Genomic DNA, 16,935 nt, shown 5'->3' with positions numbered 1-16,935 from the left:
CTAAAGTAGTTCAACCGGGGAATTTCGCCTTAACCGCGAAGTTCCCGGCGCAGGATCTTGCCGGTCACGGTCTTGGGCAGGTCGTCGATGATCTCCACCGTGCGGGGATATTTGTAGGCGGCCATGCGCTCCTTGCAGAAGGCGATGATCTCCTCCTGTGTCGCGCTGGTGCCGGGCCGCAGGCTGATCACGGCCTTCACCGTCTCGCCGCGATAGGAGTCGGCGACACCCACCACCGCCGCCTCGCGCACGGCGGGATGGGTATAGAGCACGTCCTCCACCTCGCGCGGCCAGACCTTGTAGCCGGCGGCGTTGATCATGTCCTTCTTGCGGTCGACCAGGTAGAACCAGCCGTCCTTGTCCATGAAGCCGACATCGCCGGTATGGAACCGGCCGTTGCGGATCGCCTCGGCGGTCTTGTCCGGCTTGTTCCAGTAGCCCGGCACGATCATCGGCCCCTGGCTGACGATCTCGCCGACCTCGCCCACCGGCAGTTCCCGCCCCTCGTCGTCGCAGATCCAGGAGATGGTGTTGTAGGCCGGCACCCCGATCGACAGCGCGCCCGAGGCCGGATCGACCGGCGCCTCGCGCGAGAGCGGCACCACATGCGTGGGCGAGTTGGTCTCGGTCAGCCCGTATCCGTTATGGATGTAATGGCCGAACGTCTCGCGGAAGGCGGTGACCACGCTGGGCGGAATCGGCGCGCCGCCGGAGTAGATCCTGGTCATCGAGGCGAGCTTGGCGGGGGCCGCGTCCGGATGGTTCATCATCGCGATGAAGGCGGTGATGGCGCCGATGGTGAAGGCCGCCTTGTGTTCCTCGATCGCGTCGAGCATCACGCCCGGCTCGAAGCGATAGGCGAGGATCAGCGGGGAGGCGGTGATGAAGGCGGCGGCGATATGGCCGATCAGCCCGGTGATGTGGAACAAAGGCGCGATGCCGAGGATCGGCGCGCCCTCGCCCAGCCCGATCCAGTCGCGATAGGTCTGGGCGTTGAAGGTGACGTTGCCGTGGGTGTTCATCGCCCCCTTGGGCACGCCGGTCGTCCCCGAGGTGTAGACGAGGAAGGCGATGTCGTCCGGCTTGTAGGATGGCGCCGGCGGCAGCGCCCCGCCCGCCGCGATCGCCGCCTCGAAATCGACCGTGCCGGCGCAGGCCACGCGCCGCGTCGCGGCGAAGAGGCGCCTGTCGTTGCGGGTCTGGAAGGCGAGCGCCGAGGTGGTCAGCACGATCTGCGGCCGCAGGCCCGGCTCCAGCGCGCCCACCGTCTCCTCGAAGGTGGTGTCGTGGCAGACGACCGCCTTCGGCGTGCAGTCGGCGAACAGGATGCCGATCTCCCGCGCCCGGTTCATCGGGTTCACCGCCACCGCGATTCCCCCCGCCTTCCAGGCGCCGAGAATGGCGATGACGAATTGCGGCACGTTCTGCAGATAGACCGCCAGCCGGTCGCCCGCGCCGAAGCCGTGCGCCGCGAGATAGCCGGCCAGACCGTCGCTCAGCCGGTCGAGCTCGGCATAGCTGATCCGGCCGTCGAAATAGAGAATGGCCGGCGCCTGCGGCGCCCGCGCCACGGCGGCGCGGAACATCGCCAGCGCATCGGTGAACTCGGGCACGATCTCGGCGGGCTGGCCCGCGTCGTAGAGCGCGAGCCAGGGTTTCTCGTCGTAGATGCTCATCCAGGCGTCCTTACTTGATCACGACGGGGTTCACCGGCGCGCCGGTGCCGTTGACGACCTTGAGCGGTGCGGCGGTGTAGAGGAAGGTCCACTGCCCGTCCTTCGCGCAATCATCGGCGAGGTCGTCGAGGGCGGCGATCTCGGTGAAGGTGACGCCGAGATTGCGCATCAGCGCGTTGTGCAGCGGCAGCACCACGCCGGAGACCGGGTCTGCGGTGATCTCGTTGGCGATCGTGTCGGTGACGAGATTGGGAATCTCCATCTCGTGGAACCATTTCACCAGTTCCTTCGAGTAGGTCAGGCCCGGCTCCATGAAATCCTTGTAGAACTCGTCCTTCTCGCGCTTGTAGTAGGAGCCGATCCAGCCGGTGCGGATGATCAGGATGTCGTGCTTCTCGATCTTCGTGCCCTGCTTCTCGGCCGCCGCCATGAGGTCTTCGTGGGTGAAGGTCTCGGCGCGTTCCAGCCAGGGCTTGCCGCGATGGCGGGCCATGTCGATCAGGATGCCGCGGCCGACGATGCCGCGCTCGGCGATCGGCAGCACGCTGGCCTTGGTCATGCCGCCCGCGGTGGTGCGCGCGTCATAGCCGTTGTAGAGCGTGTCGTCGCACCAGACATGGCCGAGCGCGTCATACTGCGTCGAGCCCTGGAGATACATGAACAGCACGTCGTCGGCGTATTCGGCGTGGCCGGGGAAGACCGGCCCCTTGCCGCACATGTAATGGCCCTTGTCCATCACGTTGATCCGCACCGGGTCCTTGCGGCCGGGCCAGACCGGGTCGCCCTTGGGGTGGCACATCTGGATCTGCAGGGTGAAGGTCTTGCCCTGCTTCACCGACTGCACGCCGCGCAGCACCTCCTGGCTGGTGAGAAAGTTGAGGCCGCCGACCTCGTCGTCCGGCCCCCAGCGGCCCCAGTTCTTCGGATCGTCCTTCAGCAGTTCGGTGACGGGAATCTCGGCGCGCAGTGATCCGGCCATCTTCGTTTCCTCCATGATGGGGCGGATCGTTGCCGCCCGGGCGCATCCTGCAACGCGCATCCGGGCGGCACAAGAGGCAGCGAGACTGCCGGGCTCAGGCTGTTTCCGTCTGGAACACCGCGGCCGGATGTTCGTCCGCCGGGCCGAAGAACTCGAAGCGCAGCCGCTCTTCCGGCACGCCGAGCCCGGCGAGCCCGCCGATCACCGCGCGCATGAAGGGCTTCGGACCGCAGACATGGAACACCGTGTCCGCCGGCACGTGCGCGTGCAGGAAGGCGGCGGTGACGAGCCCTTCGCGATCGTAGTCGATGCCCGGCCGGTCCTCCTCGGCGGGCTCGGCGTAGAACGTCGCGGTCGAGACGCCGGGCGCCCGCGCCTCCAGCGCGCGGACATGCTCGCGCATGGCGTGGACGCGGCCGTTCAGCGCGCCATGCACCCAGAAGGTCGGCCGCTCCGGCGACGCCGCCACGATGGTCTCCAGCATGCTGACCATCGGCGTGAGGCCGACGCCGCCGCTGACCAGGGCGACCGGTGCCGTCGACGCGGGATCGAGGAAGAAGTCGCCCGCCGGCGCGGCCACGCGCAGGATGGTGCCGGGCACGGCGTGATCGTGCAGCCAGTTGGAGATCCGACCCATCTTCTCGCGCTTGACGCTGATGCGATAGGCACGGTCGTTCGGCGCGCAGGAAATCGAATAATTGCGCCGCTGCTTGCCGGTGCCCGGCAGGTCGAAGGCGAAGCCGAGATACTGGCCGGGGCAATGGCGCACCACCGTCCCGCCATCGGCCGGCACCAGCGTGAACGACCGAATGACGCTGCTTTCTTCCACGACCTCCTCGACCGCGAAATCCCGCCAGCCGTTCCAGCCGCCCGGCGCGGCGGCGAGATCGCGATAGATCGCGGCCTCGCGGCCGATCAGCAGCTCGGCGAGGAACCAGTAGGCCTCGCCCCAGGCGGCGAGGATCTCGTCGCTCGCGGCATCGCCCAGCACGTCGCCGATCGCGGCGAGCAGCGCGGTCGCCACATGCGGATAATGCTCGGGCAGGATGTTCAGCGCGACATGCTTCTGCGCGATCCGCTCGACCGCGCCGGCCATCGGCGCGAGATTGTCGATATGCCGCGCATAGGCCAGCACGGCGCCGGCCAGCGCCTTCGGCTGCGCGCCGGCCGCATCCTGATGCGACTGGTTGAACAGCTCGGCGATCGCCGGGTTGCGAAACATCAGCTCGTACATCCGGCGGGTAATGGCAAGGCCGTGCTGGTCGAGCGCGGGCACCGTGGCCTTGATCAGGGCGATCGTGCGGTCGGAAAGCGGAGCGGGCATGGGCAATCTCTTTCTGCAGCCGGAGGATGGTTACCGTATTAAAGGTGTATTTTCGGTGCAGGTTTTATGCGGAACCGAATTCGGTATTACCAATACCTGTTTTGAGAACCACCCATGCGCGACCCGGCCTCGACAGGCCGGCCCGCGCGTGAGCAACGCATTTTCGATTCAGGAAGCCATCCGGCCGCGCGGCCTTCAGGCGCGGCCTAATCGGCGTCGGCGGTCTCGAACTCGACGTCGCGATGCACGTGCACCGACATGAGAACGCCGAATGCCAACATCACCGCGGTCAGCGCCGAGCCGCCATAGGAGACCAGCGGCAGCGGCACGCCCCCCACCGGGATGAGGCCCATCACCATCGCGAGATTGACGAAACAGTAGAGGAACAGGTTCGTCGAGATGCCGAGCGCCACCAGCCGGCCGAACTGGTGCCCGCAGCGCAGGGCCGTATAGGTCGCCATCGCCACCATCGAGAGCAGGATGGACACCAGCACGAGCGACCCGGCGAAGCCGAATTCCTCGGCGATGATGGTGAAGACGAAATCGGTCTGTTTCTCGGGCAGGAAGTTGAGCTGGTTCTGCGAGCCGTGCAGGAACCCCTGCCCCCACATGCCGCCCGAGCCGAGCGCGATCTTCGACTGGATGATGTTGTACCCCGCACCGAGCGGATCGCGCCCGGGATGGAGGAAGGTGAGGATCCGTTCCTTCTGGTAGCCGTGCAGGTGATGATAGGCGAAGGGCGCGATGACCGCGACGAGCCCGATCACGATCGCGAATTTCCACCAGCGCACGCCGGCGCCGAGCATCACCGCGCCGCCGATGCTCATGGTGATCACGGCGGTGCCGAGATTGGGTTCCTTGAGGATCAGCCCGGCGGGAACAAGGATCGCGAGCGCCGGGGGGATGAGGAAGAGCGGATTGCCGACCCGTTCGTGGCTGGCCCGGTGGAACCACGATGCCAGCGCCATGGCGAGGAACAGCTTCATCAGCTCGGAGGGCTGCACGTGCACGCCACCGAGGTCGAGCCAGCGCTTGGCGCCAAGCCCCACATGGCCGAATTTCCACACCGCGACCAGCAGCAGCACGCCCACCCCGTAGAGCGGCCAGGCGAGTTTCGCGATCAGCCGGATATCGACCATCGCGATCGCGATCATCATGATCAGCGCGGCGAAGAAACGCTCGATCTGCGGCGTGGCATAGGGCTGGCCGTGGCCGCCGGCCGCCGAATAGAGCGCCGCATAGCCGATCCCCGCCACCGCGCAGCATGCGAGAACGAACAGCCAGTTCACCCGCAGCAGCTTGGCGGCGATGCCGGTGCCGCGCTCGTAATAGGGCTTGTAGGTCTTGTCGGTCAGCAGCGTGTTCATGCCGGCCCCTCCACTACGAGCTTCGCCTGCGGCGCCTCGATCACGGTTCCCGGCGGTGCCGCGGTCAGGTCCCGGGTCAATGCGGCGGTGACCAGGTCACGGGCGATCGGCGCCGATGCCGACGCGCCCTCGTTGCCGTGCTCGACCGCCACCGCCACGGCGACGCGGGGGGCGTGCACGGGCGCAAAGGCGATGAAGAAGGCGTTGGGCCGGAATTTCCAGGGCAGCGTCGCGTCGTCCAGATTGGCCTTTTCCTCGGCCTGGGTATTGTCGTGCACCTGTGCCGTGCCGGTCTTGCCCGCCATGAACACGCCCGGCAGGGCGAGGCGCGAGGCATAGCCCGTGCCCTTCGGCGTGTTCACCACATCGAACATGCCCTGGCGGACCGCGGCAAGGCCACGCTCGTCAAGGCCGAGATGCGGCCAGCGATCCGGCATGTCCTCGTGCAGCAGATCATGCCCGATCCCGCGCGCGATATGCGGCTCCACCGCCCGCCCGGTGGCGATCCGCGCCGTCATGGTCGCAAGGCCAAGCGGCGTCACCTGGGTATAGCCCTGCCCGATCCCCTGGATGACGGTGTTGCCCTTGGTCCAGACCAGCCGGCGCTTCCGCGCCCAGGCGGTCGTCGGCAGAAACCCCTCGGAGACGGCGGGCAGCCCCAGCGGCAGCTTGCCGATCAGCCCGAGGCGCCGCCCCATCGCCGCGATCCGGTCGATCCCGACCGCCAGGGCGACGTGATAGAAGAACACGTCGCAACTCTGCTGCAGGGCGCTGACCACGTTGACATGGCCGTGGCCGTAATGATCCCAGCAGTAGAAGACATGATCGCCGAGCTTGAGATAGCCGGGACAGAAGAAGGTCGTGTCCGGCGTGATCGCGCCGCATTGCAGCGCCGCGAGCGCGGCGCAGGGCTTGAAGGTCGAGCCGGGCGCGTAAAGCCCCCTGGTCGCCCGGTCGCTCATCGGGTGGCGCGGGTCCGACATCCAGGATTTCCACACCGATTCGGGAACGCCCGTGTCGAAGAGCGACGGATCGAAACTCGGCTGGCTCGCCATGGCGAGGAGCTCGCCGTTGATCGTATCGATCATCACGGCCGCGCCGGACTGCCCGCTCAACCGCTGCGCCGCGATCGTCTGCAGCCCGGCGTCGAGCGTGGTCTGCACCGTCCGGCCCTGCACCCCGTTGTCGCGGTCGAGCACGCGGACGACCGATCCGTGCACGTTCACCTCGGTCTGCACGATCCCGGGCGTCCCCCGCAGCACGTCGTCGCGCACCCGCTCGACGCCGGCGCGGCCGATCCGCATCCCCGGCAGCGCGAGAACGGGATCGGAGGCGGCTTCCTTCTGGGTGGGGCGGGCGACATAGCCGATGAGATGGGCCAGCTGCGCGCCGAACGGATAGACCCGCGATGCGCCGACATCGACGAACACCCCCGGCAGATCGGTCGCGTTCACCTCGATCCGCGCCATGTCGTTCCAGTCGAGATAATCTTTCAGAAGCAACGGGATGTAATGCGGCTTTCCGACCAGATCGCGCATGATCCGGGCGGTTTCGCCCGCATCGAGGCCGACGATGCGCGAAAACCGCTCGACCACCGCCCGCGGGTCCGGCGCCTCGATCATCATGAACATCGCCCGCCAGTGCCGCTTGTTGCCGGCGAGGACGGTGCCGTAGCGATCGGTGATCAGCCCGCGCAACGGGGCGACCAGGCGTTCGTTGATCGAGTTGTGCTTGGCCAGCGTGGCGTATCGTCCATGCTCCAGCACCTGCATCCGATACAGCCGCAGGCCGAGCAGGCCGAACACGCCGAGTTCCGCCGCCCCGAGCAGCAGGGCCCGGCGGGTGAAGATCGGCCGCAACTGGCGTTCGCGCTTCATGCCCGCCTCAGGCCTGTTCCGGCGCGGCCGGGCCGGCATGCGCGCGCGACAGCGGCACCGCCACCAGCGGATAGAACAGAATGCTGATCCCCGCCTCCATCAGCGCGGGCGCGATGGGCAGCAGCGTGAGATCGAGCGTCGCGCGGATCACCCATTCCAGTGCGACGACAATCGCGACGCAGCCGGCGAAGGCCAGCCAGACCAGCATGAAACCCTGCCTGAGCAGGAGGCGGCGGGACATTCCCACCGCCGCCTGTTCCAGCAGCAGCAGGACCGACCAGACGCCGAGCGGCACGTTGCCCAGCAGCCCGAGCAGGACGCCGATCAGCGCGACCACCGGCGCCGGCAACGCGCCGGGGCGATACAGCGTCCAGAAGAATACCGACGACATGACGAACCCGGCGCGCAGTTCCGCCTGGGCGGGCAGCAGCCCCGGCAGGGCCAGCAGCACCATCACCACGACGATCGCCGCAGTCGGCAGCATGTGGCGCGCCGCCCGGTCGAGCGCGCGCCAGAGATCCATGAAGTCGATCATCGATGGACCCGCCTTCGGGTCACCGCGCCTTGGCGATCGTTGCGTTGGACGCCACATCGGTCGAGCCGCCGGTGCCGTACTCGAAAATGCGCAGGACCCGCAGACTGTCGAGCCGGGCGAACGGCACCACCTCCGGGTCGTTCCGTCCGGCGTAATGGACGATGCCGACCGGCAGCCCGTTCGGGAAAATGCCGCCGACGGCGCTGGTCAGCACGATCGCCCCCTCGCGCGGCGGCTTTCCCGGCGTCCAGTACAGCAGCCGCGGCGACGCGGTATTCTGCCCGACCATGATCGCCCGCTCGCCGTCCCGCCCGATCGCGACGGGCACCTTGCTGTTCAGGTCGGTGATCAGCAGGACGCGGGCGGAACGCGACCCGGCCTCGATCACCCGGCCGACCACGCCGGCGCCGTCCATGGCCACCGCGTCGCGGACATCGCCGGGGTGGCGCGGCAGCGTCACCATCACCGAACGCGCATAAAGCCCGCCGAGATCGGCAATGACGCGGGCGGTGAAGAAGCTCGGCGTCGGCGTCGGCACATAGTGCAACTGGGATTTCAGCGCCTCGTTCTGCGCCTCGAGCGCCAGGGCGACGGCCCGCCACCGCCGCAATTCGTGATTCTGGACCCGCAGCGCCGCGTTCCGCGCGCGCAGGTCGAACCATGTGCCGACCGCGCCGCGATCGGTCTCGACCGCGCGGACAGGCGCCGCCGCGGCCCGGTAGAGCGGCGCAAGCGCGTCATCGACCTGGGTGCGGAGGAACACGCCGAGACGGCGATCCGCCCGCCCGGCCAGAACCAGCGCAAGCGACATCATCAGCATCACGGGAAGAGTCAGCCGCGAGAGAGCTGTTCTGACAGGCATGGACAGCCGCAGCATGCGGCAAGCTCCGCTTAGCAAAGGGATACGATGCGGATCGTCTTACGCCAATCGCAGCCCGAGTCCAAGAACGGGTTTTCCCTTTCCCCGCGAATCACGAATTTTCGTCGGGTTTGTCCTCGCGTTTTTGCAGGTATTCGGCCAGCGCCCCGAGGACGAGCCCGGCGAAGACCAGTCTCGCCGGCTCACGCCGCAACAGCGCGGCGAACACCGCCAACCCCTCGCGCACCACCCCGGCCCGCGCCGCGGCGGCGAGCGGCCGCGGCCGGCTGCGCCAGGCATAGGTGCCGATCCCATACAGCAGGGCGGAGAGCAGAACACAGGCTCCTGCGAACACGAGCGGCGCGTAAACCGGACCGATCGCCGCGGCCACCGCCTGTTCGGCGGCGACAAGCAGGAACACCAGCCCGATCAGCAGCACGACGATGGCGGCAACGCCGAGCCCGACCCTCAGGCCGAGCCGCCGCATGGTCGCGCCGTCGAAGAAGAGTTCGGTCAGGAAGCGCAGCACGTCAGCGCCCCGCCGGGGGCGGCACGCGGGTCACCGCGCGCGGCGCCGGCGAAACAGATGCGCCGCGACGAACCCGAGCCCGGCGGCGACGGCCAGCGCCGCCAGCGGCTTCTCCCGCACCGACTGCCCGATCCGCCCGGTCACCGCCCCGCCCTGCAGGCGCAGGTCGCGGCTCAGCGCATCGAGTTCGCGCTCGATCACCGCCAGCCGGCCATCGAGCGCGCCGCGCAGTTCCGTCAGCTTCTGCGGTCCGTCGCCGAAATCGCGCGCGGCCTCGCCGGCAAGGCGGCCCAGCCTGGTGCGCAGATCGTCGAACTCGTGCTGGAAGCGGCCGAATTCGCTTCCCAGCATGTCCGCCGCCTCTTTCCGCCTTGCATTCCAGTCCGCCATCCCGGCCTCCTTTCGCGCTATTCGACGTGATCGATGATTCAGGAATGGGAAGCCGCGCCGGGCGCTTCAAGCGGCCAGGCCGGACTCGTCCGGCTCCCGATAGGCAATCTCGATACTCAAGCTTCCGTCATTCGGAAATTGTGATTACACGACCGCGATGGCGTCTCCGCACCCCGACCTGCCCCGATCCCTCGCCGGGCTCTCGCTCCGCGATCTCGAATATGCCCAGGCCGTCGCCGAACTCCGTCATTTCGGCCAGGCGGCGGAACGCTGCGGCGTGTCCCAGCCGGCGCTGTCCGAGCAGATCCGCAAGCTCGAGGCCATTCTCGGCGTCACCCTGTTCGAGCGGACCCGCCGCCGGGTGACGCTGACCTCGGCCGGCGTCACGCTGCTGGCCCAGATCGAACGGGTGATGGCCGAAGCGCGACATCTGCTCAGCCTTTCGCATGAACAGCCGCAGGGGCTCGCCGGCACGGTCGGCCTGGGCGCGATCGAGACGCTCGGGCCCTATTATCTCCCCTTCGTGCTCCGGCTGCTGCGCGCAACGCGGCCGGGCCTGTCGCTCCGCCTCGCCGAGGGACGCACCGCGCGCCTGCTCGACCGCCTCGCCGAGGGCGCGCTCGACATGGTGCTGCTCGCCGCCCCCGTGCCACGCGGACATTTCAGCACCGCGCCGCTCTTCTTCGAGCCATTCCAGCTCGCCGCCCCGCCCGGCCACGCGCTCGCCGGACTGCGCCGGCTGGTGCTCGACGACCTGCCGACGCAGGATCTCCTGCTGCTGGAAGAGGGCCATTGCCTGCGCGACCACGCGCTGTCGCTGTGCGACGCGAAGCCGGTGACGCGCCACGCCACCGGGCTTGAAACGCTATGGCAGATGATCGCCGCCGGCGAGGGCTATTCCCTGCTGCCGGAACTCGCCGTCTCCGCCCGCCCGGAGCTGCGCGACCTCGTCGTCTGCCGCCGGCTCGACGATCCGGATGCGGGCCGCACGATCGTGCTGGCCTGGCGGGCATCGGACCCTCGCGAGGCGGCCTTCCGCGATCTCGCCGGCCAGCTTGCCGCGAACCGGCCGCCCTGCACCCATGCCCCGGCACAAGGATGACGCACGCCCCGGCAGGTGCTACCGCCACCGCGATGATCCGCGCCTTCAAGTCCCGCACCCAGTCGCCCGCCATCCAGGCCAGGATCGGCGCGATGGTCGGCGCCGCCCTCGGCTTCAGCCTGCGGACGACGCGCTGGCGGATCGACGCCGATACCTTCATCGACGTGCTCCGCGGCGGCGCGCCGGCGATCGTCGCCTGCTGGCACGAATGCCTGCCCTCGATGCCCGCGGCGATGCACGCCCTGCGCCGCCCGGCGGATGCGCCGACGGCCTACATGCTGGCGAGCCGCCACCGCGACGGCCAGCTCGTGGTCAACGCGCTGCGCCGCTTCGGGCTCGAGGCGATCTCGGCCTCCTCGTCGCGCGGCGGCGCGGCGGGGCTGCTGGAACTCGCCCGGCTGGTGCGCGCCGGGCATCCGGTCGTGATCACGCCGGACGGCCCGCGCGGCCCGCGGCGGCGGGCGGCGGCGGGTGTCGCCCAGCTCGCGGCGCTGACCGGCGCGCCGGTCTTCTGCGCCGGTGCGGCCACCAGCCACGCCTTCCGGCTCGACAGCTGGGATTCGATGCGCCTGCCTTTGCCCTTCGGCCGCGGCGCGCTGGTCGCCTCGGCGCCGATCGCCGTCTCCCGGGACGACTGGGCAACCGCGCTGCCGCAGATCGAGGCCGAGATGAGCCGCACGCTGGACGAGGCGCTCGCGCGATGCCGGCAGGCCTGACCGCCTATCGCCTCGCCACCGCCGGCATCGCCCCGCTGCTGCCGTTCTGGCTGGCGCGGCGGGCGCGGCGCGGCAAGGAAATCGCCGCCCGCCTGCCGGAGCGCTACGGCATCGCCGGGCTGGCGCGGCCGCCGGGCCGGCTCGTCTGGGTCCATGCCGCCAGCATGGGCGAGACGATGTCCGCCCTCGGCATGATCGACGCCCTGGCCGACCGCGCAACCGTGCTGCTGACCACCGGCACCCGCACCGCCGCCGCCCTTGCCGAATCGCGGGCGCGGGCGCTGCACCAGTTCGTCCCGCTCGACGTCGCCGCCCATGCCACGCGCTTCCTCGACCATTGGCGGCCGGACGCGGCGGTGTTCCTCGAATCCGAGATCTGGCCGAACCTGCTCGCCGGGCTCGACGCGCGGCGCATCCCCCGCTTCCTGTTCAACGCCCGCCTCTCCGCCCGCAGCGCCGCGCGCTGGCGCCGCGCCCCCACCCTCGCCCGCGCCCTGTTCGGCGGGTTCCGGCTGATCGCCGCGCAATCGGCGCCGGATGCCGCTTCGCTGCGCGGCCTCGGCCTCACCCGCGTCGAGACCTGGGGCAACCTGAAATTCGCCGCCCCCGACCTGCCGGACGATCCCGCCGCCCGCGCCGCACTCGCCGCCGCCGCAGCCGGCCCGTTCATCCTCGCCGCCAGCACCCATCCGGGCGAGGATGCGCCGGTGATCGCCGCGCATCGCATTCTGCGCGAAACCCGGCCCGGCCTCGTCACCATCATCGCGCCGCGCCATCCCGAACGCGCCGACGCCATCGCCGGTCTCGCCGGCGATCTGCCCGTTTCCCGGCGCTCGCGCGGCGAGGCGCCCGCCGCCGGCGGGCTCTACATCGCCGACACGCTGGGCGAACTCGGCCTGTTCTACCGTCTCGCCGCCGTTTCCTTCATCGGCGGCTCGCTGGTCCCCATCGGCGGCCACAACATGATCGAGGCGGCGCAGCTCGGCTGCCCCGTGCTCACCGGCCCGCATCTGGCGAATTTCGCCGAGGCCGCGGCAACGCTGCGCACGGCCGGCGCCCTTGCCGATCTCGCCGGGCCGGACGACCTCGCCCCCGCCGTCGCCGCCCTGCTCGACGATCCCGCCCGCCGCGCCGCGATGGCCGCATCCGGCCGCGCCGCCTGCGCCGGGCTCGCCGGCCTGCCCGCCCGGCTGGCCCGCACCGTTCTCGACGAGGCTCCCTGATGCGCGCCCCCGCCTTCTGGACCACCGACGCCTTCCCGGCGCCGCTCCTCGCCCCGCTCGGCGCGATCACGCGCGCGCTGACCGCCCGGCGCGTCGCCCGGCCGGGATTCCGCTCCGGCGCGCGCGTCTTCTGCGCCGGCAATGCCGGGGTCGGCGGCGCCGGCAAGACCATCCTCGCGCGGCACCTGCTCGCCCGCCTCGCCGACCGGGGCGAGACGGTCTTCGCCCTCACCCGCGGGCATGGCGGGCGCCTCGCCGGGCCGCTGCGGGTCGACCCCGCCCGGCACGGTGCCGCCGAGGTGGGCGACGAGGCGCTTCTCCTCGCCGCGACCGCGCCGACCATCGTCGCCCGCGACCGCGCGGCCGGCGCCGCCTTCGCGGTCGCCGCCGGCGCGACCGCCATCGTCATGGATGACGGGCTGCAGAACCCCGATCCGGTGAAAACCGCGTCGTTCCTCGTCATCGATGGCGGGGCCGGCTTCGGCAACGGGCGGCTGCTGCCGGCAGGGCCGCTGCGCGAGCCGGTCGAAGCAGCCGCCCGGCGCTGCGCCGCGGCGGTGCTGATCGGCGCCGACCGCACCGGCGCCCGCGCCGCGCTGCCGCCATCCCTGCCGGTGCTCACCGCCCGCCTCGTCACCGATGCCGGGCAGCTCGCCGGCGCCCGCGTGCTCGGCTTCGCCGGGATCGGCCGGCCGGAGAAATTCTTCGAATCACTCAGCGATGCCGGCGCCGAGATCGCCGGCACGCTGCCCTTCCCCGACCATCACGCCTATCGCCCGGCCGATCTCGCCCGGCTCGACGCCGAGGCAAGCCGCCTCGGCGCCCGCCTCGCCACCACCGCGAAGGACGCGGTGAAACTGCCGCCGGCATTCCGCGCACGCTGCGCGGTGATCGAGGCGGGGCTTGCCTTCGACGACCCGGCCGCGCTTGATCGGTTCCTGACATGAGCCTCCTGCACAAGATCGAAACCACCGCGGCACGCGCCTTCCTCGGCATCTTCCGCGCCCTTGGCCCGCGTGCCGCGAGCAACCTCGCCGGCGCGCTCGGCCGCGGCATCGGCCCGCTGATCCCCACCTCGCGCGTCGCCGATCAGAATCTCCGCCGCGCCATGCCGGAACTCGACGAGGCCGCGCGCCGCCGCATCATCCGCGAGGTGTGGGAGAGCCTCGCCCGCACTGCCGGCGAATTCCCGCATCTCGCCGCCCTGCGCGAAACCGATGCCGGCCCCGGCTACGAGATCGTCGGCCGCGAGCATTGCCTGGCCCTCGCCGCGCAGGGCGGCCCGGCGCTCATCTTCACCGCGCATTTCGGCAACTGGGAGCTGATCCCGCCGGTGCTGCACCGGCTCGGCGTCAGGCTCGCCTTCTTCTACCGCGCCGCCGCCAACCCGGCGGTCGACCGCCTGATCCTCGACCTGCGCGAGCAGGCCACCGGCGAGCCGGTCACCATGTTCGCCAAGGGCGCCGCCGGCGCGCGCGGCTCCTATGCCCATCTGGTGCGCGGCGGCATTCTCGGCATGCTGATGGACCAGAAGCTGAACGACGGCATCGCCTCGCCGCTGTTCGGAATCGACGCGATGACCGCCCCGGCGCTGGCCGTCTTCGCCCGCAAGTTCCGCTGCCCGATCCTGCCGGTGCGCGCGGAACGCATCGGCCCGGCGCGCATCCGCATCGTCTTCGAGAAGCTGCACCGGATCGAGGTCACCGACGACCGCGAGGCCGACATCGCCGCCGGCACCGCCTGGATGAACGCGACGATCGAGCGCTGGGTGCGCCAGCGTCCCGGCCAGTGGCTCTGGCTGCACCGGCGCTGGCCAAAGCCGGTGGCCTAACGCCCCCCTGTCGGGTAAGATGAACGCACAATAATCAAAACCGGGAGCCATCATGTCTGTTCTGGGTTCGCATCATCGACTGAAGCGCGACGCGCTGGGCCTGCCCCAGATCGTCGCCTCGACGCTCGCCAACATCGCGCCGGCGATGAGTTTCTTCTTCGGCTTCGGGCTGATCGTCAGCGGTGCCGGCGTCGCCGCCCCGCTCACCATCCTGGTCGCCATGGTGGTCGTGCTGTTCCTGACCAACACCCTCGCCGAATTCTCGAAATACCGGCCCTCGACCGGCTCCTTCGTCACCTTCATCGGCATGGCGTTCGGCCCGGCGGCGGGGGCGGCGGCCTCGATCTTCGTGGTGTTCGGCTATGTCGTCGCCGCCTCCTCGGTGGTGGTGATCTCCGGCGGCTGGGCGCATGACACGCTGAAGCTGTTCCTCGGCCTGAACATTCCCTGGCAGCTGCTCAGCCTGCTCGAAACCGGCCTGGTCGGCATCCTGGTCTCGCGCGGCGTCGCCCTCTCGACCACCTGGGCCGCCGTGTTCTTCTATTTCGAGCTGGCGCTGCTACTGATCGGCGCGATCACCATGCTGGTGGTCAATGCCGGCCATCTCAGCCTCGCGCCGTTCGAGTGGAGCCACCTCTCCGGCGGGCTCAAGGGCATCGGCCTCGGCTTCCCGATCGCGATCTATCTCTTCATCGGCTGGGAGAACTCGGCAACCCTGGCCGAGGAAACCCGCGACGCGCGGCGCAACATCCCGCGCGCGCTGATCATCGGCACGCTGTCGATCGGCATCCTCTACATGTTCCTCGCCTACGCCACCGAAATCGCCTTCCACAACAACGCGACCGCGATCGGCAAGGCGGACATTCCCTTCGTCGACGCGTTCAAGGCCTCGGCGGCATCGTTCCTGATCATCGCCTATCTCGCCGGCGTCACCAGCATCTTCTCCTCGCTGCTGGGCCTGACCAACAGCCAGGCGCGCATCCTGTTCAGCTCCGGCCGCGAGGGGCTGCTGCCGCGCTTCTTCGGCAAGATCCACCCGCAGCACCGCACGCCCTTCGTCGCGATGTGGAGCTATGTGCTCGTGGCCCTCGGCATCGTCATCTTCTTCGGCTGGAACATCAAGCCGGTCGATCTCTTCGGCGAGACCGGCTCGCTCGGCACGATCCCGGTGATCCTCACCTATCTCGTCACCAACATCGCGCTGCCGGTCTACATGCTCCGCCACCACCGCAACGAGTTCAACCCGGTGAAGCACGCGCTGATCCCCATCGTCGGCACGGTCCTGATGCTGTTCCCGCTCTGGGGCCTGATCCAGCCGGGCCAGCCCTACCCCTACAACATCTATCCCTGGGCGGCGCTCGGCGTGCTGATCCTCTCGATCATCTACGGCCTGTCGCTCGCGAAGCGCGATCCCGATCTCGTGCAGAAGATCGGCTCCTACGTCGCCGACGAGGAATACTGATGTCGCGTCGCCACCGCATCGCCGTCATCGAGGGTGACGGCATCGGTCGCGAGGTGATCCCGGCGGCCCGCACGGTCCTCGACCGTGCGGCCTCCGCCTGCGGCTTCACGCTCGACTGGCGCGATTTCGACTGGAGCTGCGAAACCTGGAAGGCCACCGGGCGGATGATGCCGGAAGACGGCATCGCCCGCCTCGCCGACCATGACGCGATCTTTCTCGGCGCGGTCGGCTATCCCGGCGTGCCGGACCACATCTCCCTCTGGGGCCTGCTGATCCCGATCCGCCGCGAGTTCGACCAGTATGTGAACCTCCGCCCGGTCCGCCTGCTGCCCGGCGTGCCCTGCCCGCTCGCCAACAAGCAGCCCGGCGACATCGATTTCTGGGTGGTGCGCGAGAATGTCGAGGGCGAATACAGCCAGATCGGCGGGCGGATGTTCGCCGGCACCGAGCGCGAGTTCGTCGAGCAGACCGCGATCTTCACCCGCGCCGGCACCGACCGCATCCTGCGCTACGCCTTCGACCTCGCCCGCCGCCTCGGCCGCCCGCACGTCACCTCGGCGACCAAGTCGAACGGGATCTTCCACTCGATGCCGTTCTGGGACGAGCGCTTCGCCGCGATCGGCGCCGAATACCCCGAGATCCGCGCCGACCAGTACCATATCGACATCCTCGCGGCGCGCTTCGTGATGAGCCCGGAGCGGTTCGACGTGGTGGTCGGCTCGAACCTGTTCGGGGACATCCTTTCAGACCTCGGCCCCGGCGTGACCGGCACGATCGCCGTCGCCCCCTCGGCCAATCTCAACCCGGAGAAGAAGTTCCCCTCGATGTTCGAGCCGGTGCATGGCTCCGCCCCCGACATCTTCGGCCAGCGCATCGCCAATCCGGTGGGCGCGATCTGGGCCGGCGCGATGATGCTCGATCATCTCGGCGAGGCCGAGGCCGCGGCGCTGGTTCTCCGCGCGATCGAGACCGCCCTCGGCGATCCCGCCTCGCCGCGCACGCCCGATCTCGGCGGCACCGCGAAGATGGACGATCTCGCCGCGGCCATCACCGCCGCGGTCTGAT

At 69.7% G+C, this 16,935-nt stretch carries 16 protein-coding genes; 7 read left to right on the top strand and 9 right to left on the bottom strand.

Going from position 1 to position 16,935, the window contains the following annotated elements; all coding sequences use genetic code 11:
- Positions 1 to 29: 29 nt before the first annotated feature.
- From ACRY_RS05755 to ACRY_RS05715, 9 genes are all read right to left on the bottom strand, one after another.
- Entirely contained in the window at positions 30 to 1,676 is a 1,647-nt protein-coding gene (locus ACRY_RS05755) for a class I adenylate-forming enzyme family protein (protein ID WP_011941676.1), read from the bottom strand.
- Positions 1,677 to 1,686: 10 nt separating this feature from the next.
- Positions 1,687 to 2,655, bottom strand: a complete 969-nt coding sequence (locus tag ACRY_RS05750; RefSeq protein ID WP_007422917.1) for a cyclase family protein — start codon at positions 2,653 to 2,655, stop codon at positions 1,687 to 1,689.
- A gap of 94 nt (positions 2,656 to 2,749) precedes the next feature.
- On the bottom strand, positions 2,750 to 3,979 hold the full coding sequence (gene hmpA, locus ACRY_RS05745; RefSeq protein WP_011941675.1) for an NO-inducible flavohemoprotein: 1,230 nt from the start codon (positions 3,977 to 3,979) through the stop codon (positions 2,750 to 2,752).
- 206 nt (positions 3,980 to 4,185) lie between these two features.
- The gene (gene rodA / locus ACRY_RS05740) at positions 4,186 to 5,346 is read right to left on the bottom strand and encodes a rod shape-determining protein RodA (protein WP_007422915.1); all 1,161 of its coding nucleotides are present in this window, start codon (positions 5,344 to 5,346) and stop codon (positions 4,186 to 4,188) included.
- On the bottom strand, positions 5,343 to 7,223 hold the full coding sequence (gene mrdA / locus ACRY_RS05735; RefSeq protein WP_231295352.1) for a penicillin-binding protein 2: 1,881 nt from the start codon (positions 7,221 to 7,223) through the stop codon (positions 5,343 to 5,345). The genes rodA and mrdA overlap by 4 nt, the downstream gene beginning before the upstream one ends.
- A 7-nt stretch (positions 7,224 to 7,230) precedes the next feature.
- Entirely contained in the window at positions 7,231 to 7,758 is a 528-nt protein-coding gene (locus ACRY_RS05730) for a hypothetical protein (protein WP_007422913.1), read from the bottom strand.
- Between the two features lie 19 nt (positions 7,759 to 7,777).
- Positions 7,778 to 8,635: a rod shape-determining protein MreC gene (gene mreC, locus ACRY_RS05725; protein ID WP_007422912.1), complete on the bottom strand. Its 858-nt coding sequence runs from the start codon at positions 8,633 to 8,635 to the stop codon at positions 7,778 to 7,780.
- Positions 8,636 to 8,729: 94 nt separating this feature from the next.
- Positions 8,730 to 9,146 (bottom strand): hypothetical protein, encoded by a 417-nt coding sequence (locus tag ACRY_RS05720; protein ID WP_011941673.1) that lies wholly within the window; start codon positions 9,144 to 9,146, stop codon positions 8,730 to 8,732.
- 30 nt (positions 9,147 to 9,176) lie between these two features.
- The gene (locus ACRY_RS05715) at positions 9,177 to 9,536 is read right to left on the bottom strand and encodes a DUF883 family protein (protein WP_007422910.1); all 360 of its coding nucleotides are present in this window, start codon (positions 9,534 to 9,536) and stop codon (positions 9,177 to 9,179) included.
- 157 nt (positions 9,537 to 9,693) lie between these two features.
- On the opposite strand from ACRY_RS05715, the gene ACRY_RS05710 reads away from it, so the two are divergent.
- Genes ACRY_RS05710 through ACRY_RS05680 form a run of 7 tightly spaced genes read left to right on the top strand, consistent with a single transcriptional unit; the run spans position 9,694 to position 16,934 of the window.
- On the top strand, positions 9,694 to 10,638 hold the full coding sequence (locus tag ACRY_RS05710; protein WP_011941672.1) for a LysR substrate-binding domain-containing protein: 945 nt from the start codon (positions 9,694 to 9,696) through the stop codon (positions 10,636 to 10,638).
- Positions 10,635 to 11,354, top strand: a complete 720-nt coding sequence (locus ACRY_RS05705; RefSeq protein WP_011941671.1) for a lysophospholipid acyltransferase family protein — start codon at positions 10,635 to 10,637, stop codon at positions 11,352 to 11,354. Before ACRY_RS05710 ends, ACRY_RS05705 begins: the two co-directional genes overlap by 4 nt.
- Positions 11,339 to 12,577, top strand: a complete 1,239-nt coding sequence (locus ACRY_RS05700) for a 3-deoxy-D-manno-octulosonic acid transferase (RefSeq protein WP_011941670.1) — start codon at positions 11,339 to 11,341, stop codon at positions 12,575 to 12,577. The genes ACRY_RS05705 and ACRY_RS05700 overlap by 16 nt, the downstream gene beginning before the upstream one ends.
- Positions 12,577 to 13,524 (top strand): tetraacyldisaccharide 4'-kinase, encoded by a 948-nt coding sequence (gene lpxK / locus ACRY_RS05695; RefSeq protein WP_011941669.1) that lies wholly within the window; start codon positions 12,577 to 12,579, stop codon positions 13,522 to 13,524. Before ACRY_RS05700 ends, lpxK begins: the two co-directional genes overlap by 1 nt.
- Entirely contained in the window at positions 13,521 to 14,408 is an 888-nt protein-coding gene (locus tag ACRY_RS05690) for a lysophospholipid acyltransferase family protein (protein ID WP_007423147.1), read from the top strand. The genes lpxK and ACRY_RS05690 overlap by 4 nt, the downstream gene beginning before the upstream one ends.
- A 52-nt stretch (positions 14,409 to 14,460) precedes the next feature.
- Complete coding sequence (locus tag ACRY_RS05685) at positions 14,461 to 15,870, top strand: APC family permease (RefSeq protein ID WP_007423148.1); 1,410 nt, start codon at positions 14,461 to 14,463, stop codon at positions 15,868 to 15,870.
- A complete protein-coding gene (locus tag ACRY_RS05680) occupies positions 15,870 to 16,934 on the top strand; it encodes a tartrate dehydrogenase (protein ID WP_011941668.1) in 1,065 nt (354 codons plus the stop codon). The genes ACRY_RS05685 and ACRY_RS05680 overlap by 1 nt, the downstream gene beginning before the upstream one ends.
- Position 16,935 lies beyond the last annotated feature (1 nt).

It is taken from the genome of Acidiphilium cryptum JF-5 (genome assembly GCF_000016725.1).
GTDB classification, from domain to species: Bacteria; Pseudomonadota; Alphaproteobacteria; order Acetobacterales; family Acetobacteraceae; genus Acidiphilium; species Acidiphilium multivorum.
Note: the sequence above shows the minus strand (reverse complement) of the source record. Positions and strands in the feature narration are given on the sequence as shown.

Coding starts and splice junctions, on each gene's coding strand:
- lpxK (WP_011941669.1), top strand. CDS start 12,577: ATGCGCGCCCCCGCCTTCTGGACCACCGACGCCTTCCCGGCGCCGCTC.
- ACRY_RS05700 (WP_011941670.1), top strand. CDS start 11,339: ATGCCGGCAGGCCTGACCGCCTATCGCCTCGCCACCGCCGGCATCGCC.
- ACRY_RS05730 (WP_007422913.1), bottom strand. CDS start 7,758: ATGATCGACTTCATGGATCTCTGGCGCGCGCTCGACCGGGCGGCGCGC.
- hmpA (WP_011941675.1), bottom strand. CDS start 3,979: ATGCCCGCTCCGCTTTCCGACCGCACGATCGCCCTGATCAAGGCCACG.
- ACRY_RS05680 (WP_011941668.1), top strand. CDS start 15,870: ATGTCGCGTCGCCACCGCATCGCCGTCATCGAGGGTGACGGCATCGGT.
- ACRY_RS05690 (WP_007423147.1), top strand. CDS start 13,521: ATGAGCCTCCTGCACAAGATCGAAACCACCGCGGCACGCGCCTTCCTC.
- ACRY_RS05715 (WP_007422910.1), bottom strand. CDS start 9,536: ATGGCGGACTGGAATGCAAGGCGGAAAGAGGCGGCGGACATGCTGGGA.
- mreC (WP_007422912.1), bottom strand. CDS start 8,635: ATGCTGCGGCTGTCCATGCCTGTCAGAACAGCTCTCTCGCGGCTGACT.
- ACRY_RS05750 (WP_007422917.1), bottom strand. CDS start 2,655: ATGGCCGGATCACTGCGCGCCGAGATTCCCGTCACCGAACTGCTGAAG.
- mrdA (WP_231295352.1), bottom strand. CDS start 7,223: ATGAAGCGCGAACGCCAGTTGCGGCCGATCTTCACCCGCCGGGCCCTG.
- rodA (WP_007422915.1), bottom strand. CDS start 5,346: ATGAACACGCTGCTGACCGACAAGACCTACAAGCCCTATTACGAGCGC.
- ACRY_RS05755 (WP_011941676.1), bottom strand. CDS start 1,676: ATGAGCATCTACGACGAGAAACCCTGGCTCGCGCTCTACGACGCGGGC.
- ACRY_RS05710 (WP_011941672.1), top strand. CDS start 9,694: ATGGCGTCTCCGCACCCCGACCTGCCCCGATCCCTCGCCGGGCTCTCG.
- ACRY_RS05705 (WP_011941671.1), top strand. CDS start 10,635: ATGACGCACGCCCCGGCAGGTGCTACCGCCACCGCGATGATCCGCGCC.
- ACRY_RS05685 (WP_007423148.1), top strand. CDS start 14,461: ATGTCTGTTCTGGGTTCGCATCATCGACTGAAGCGCGACGCGCTGGGC.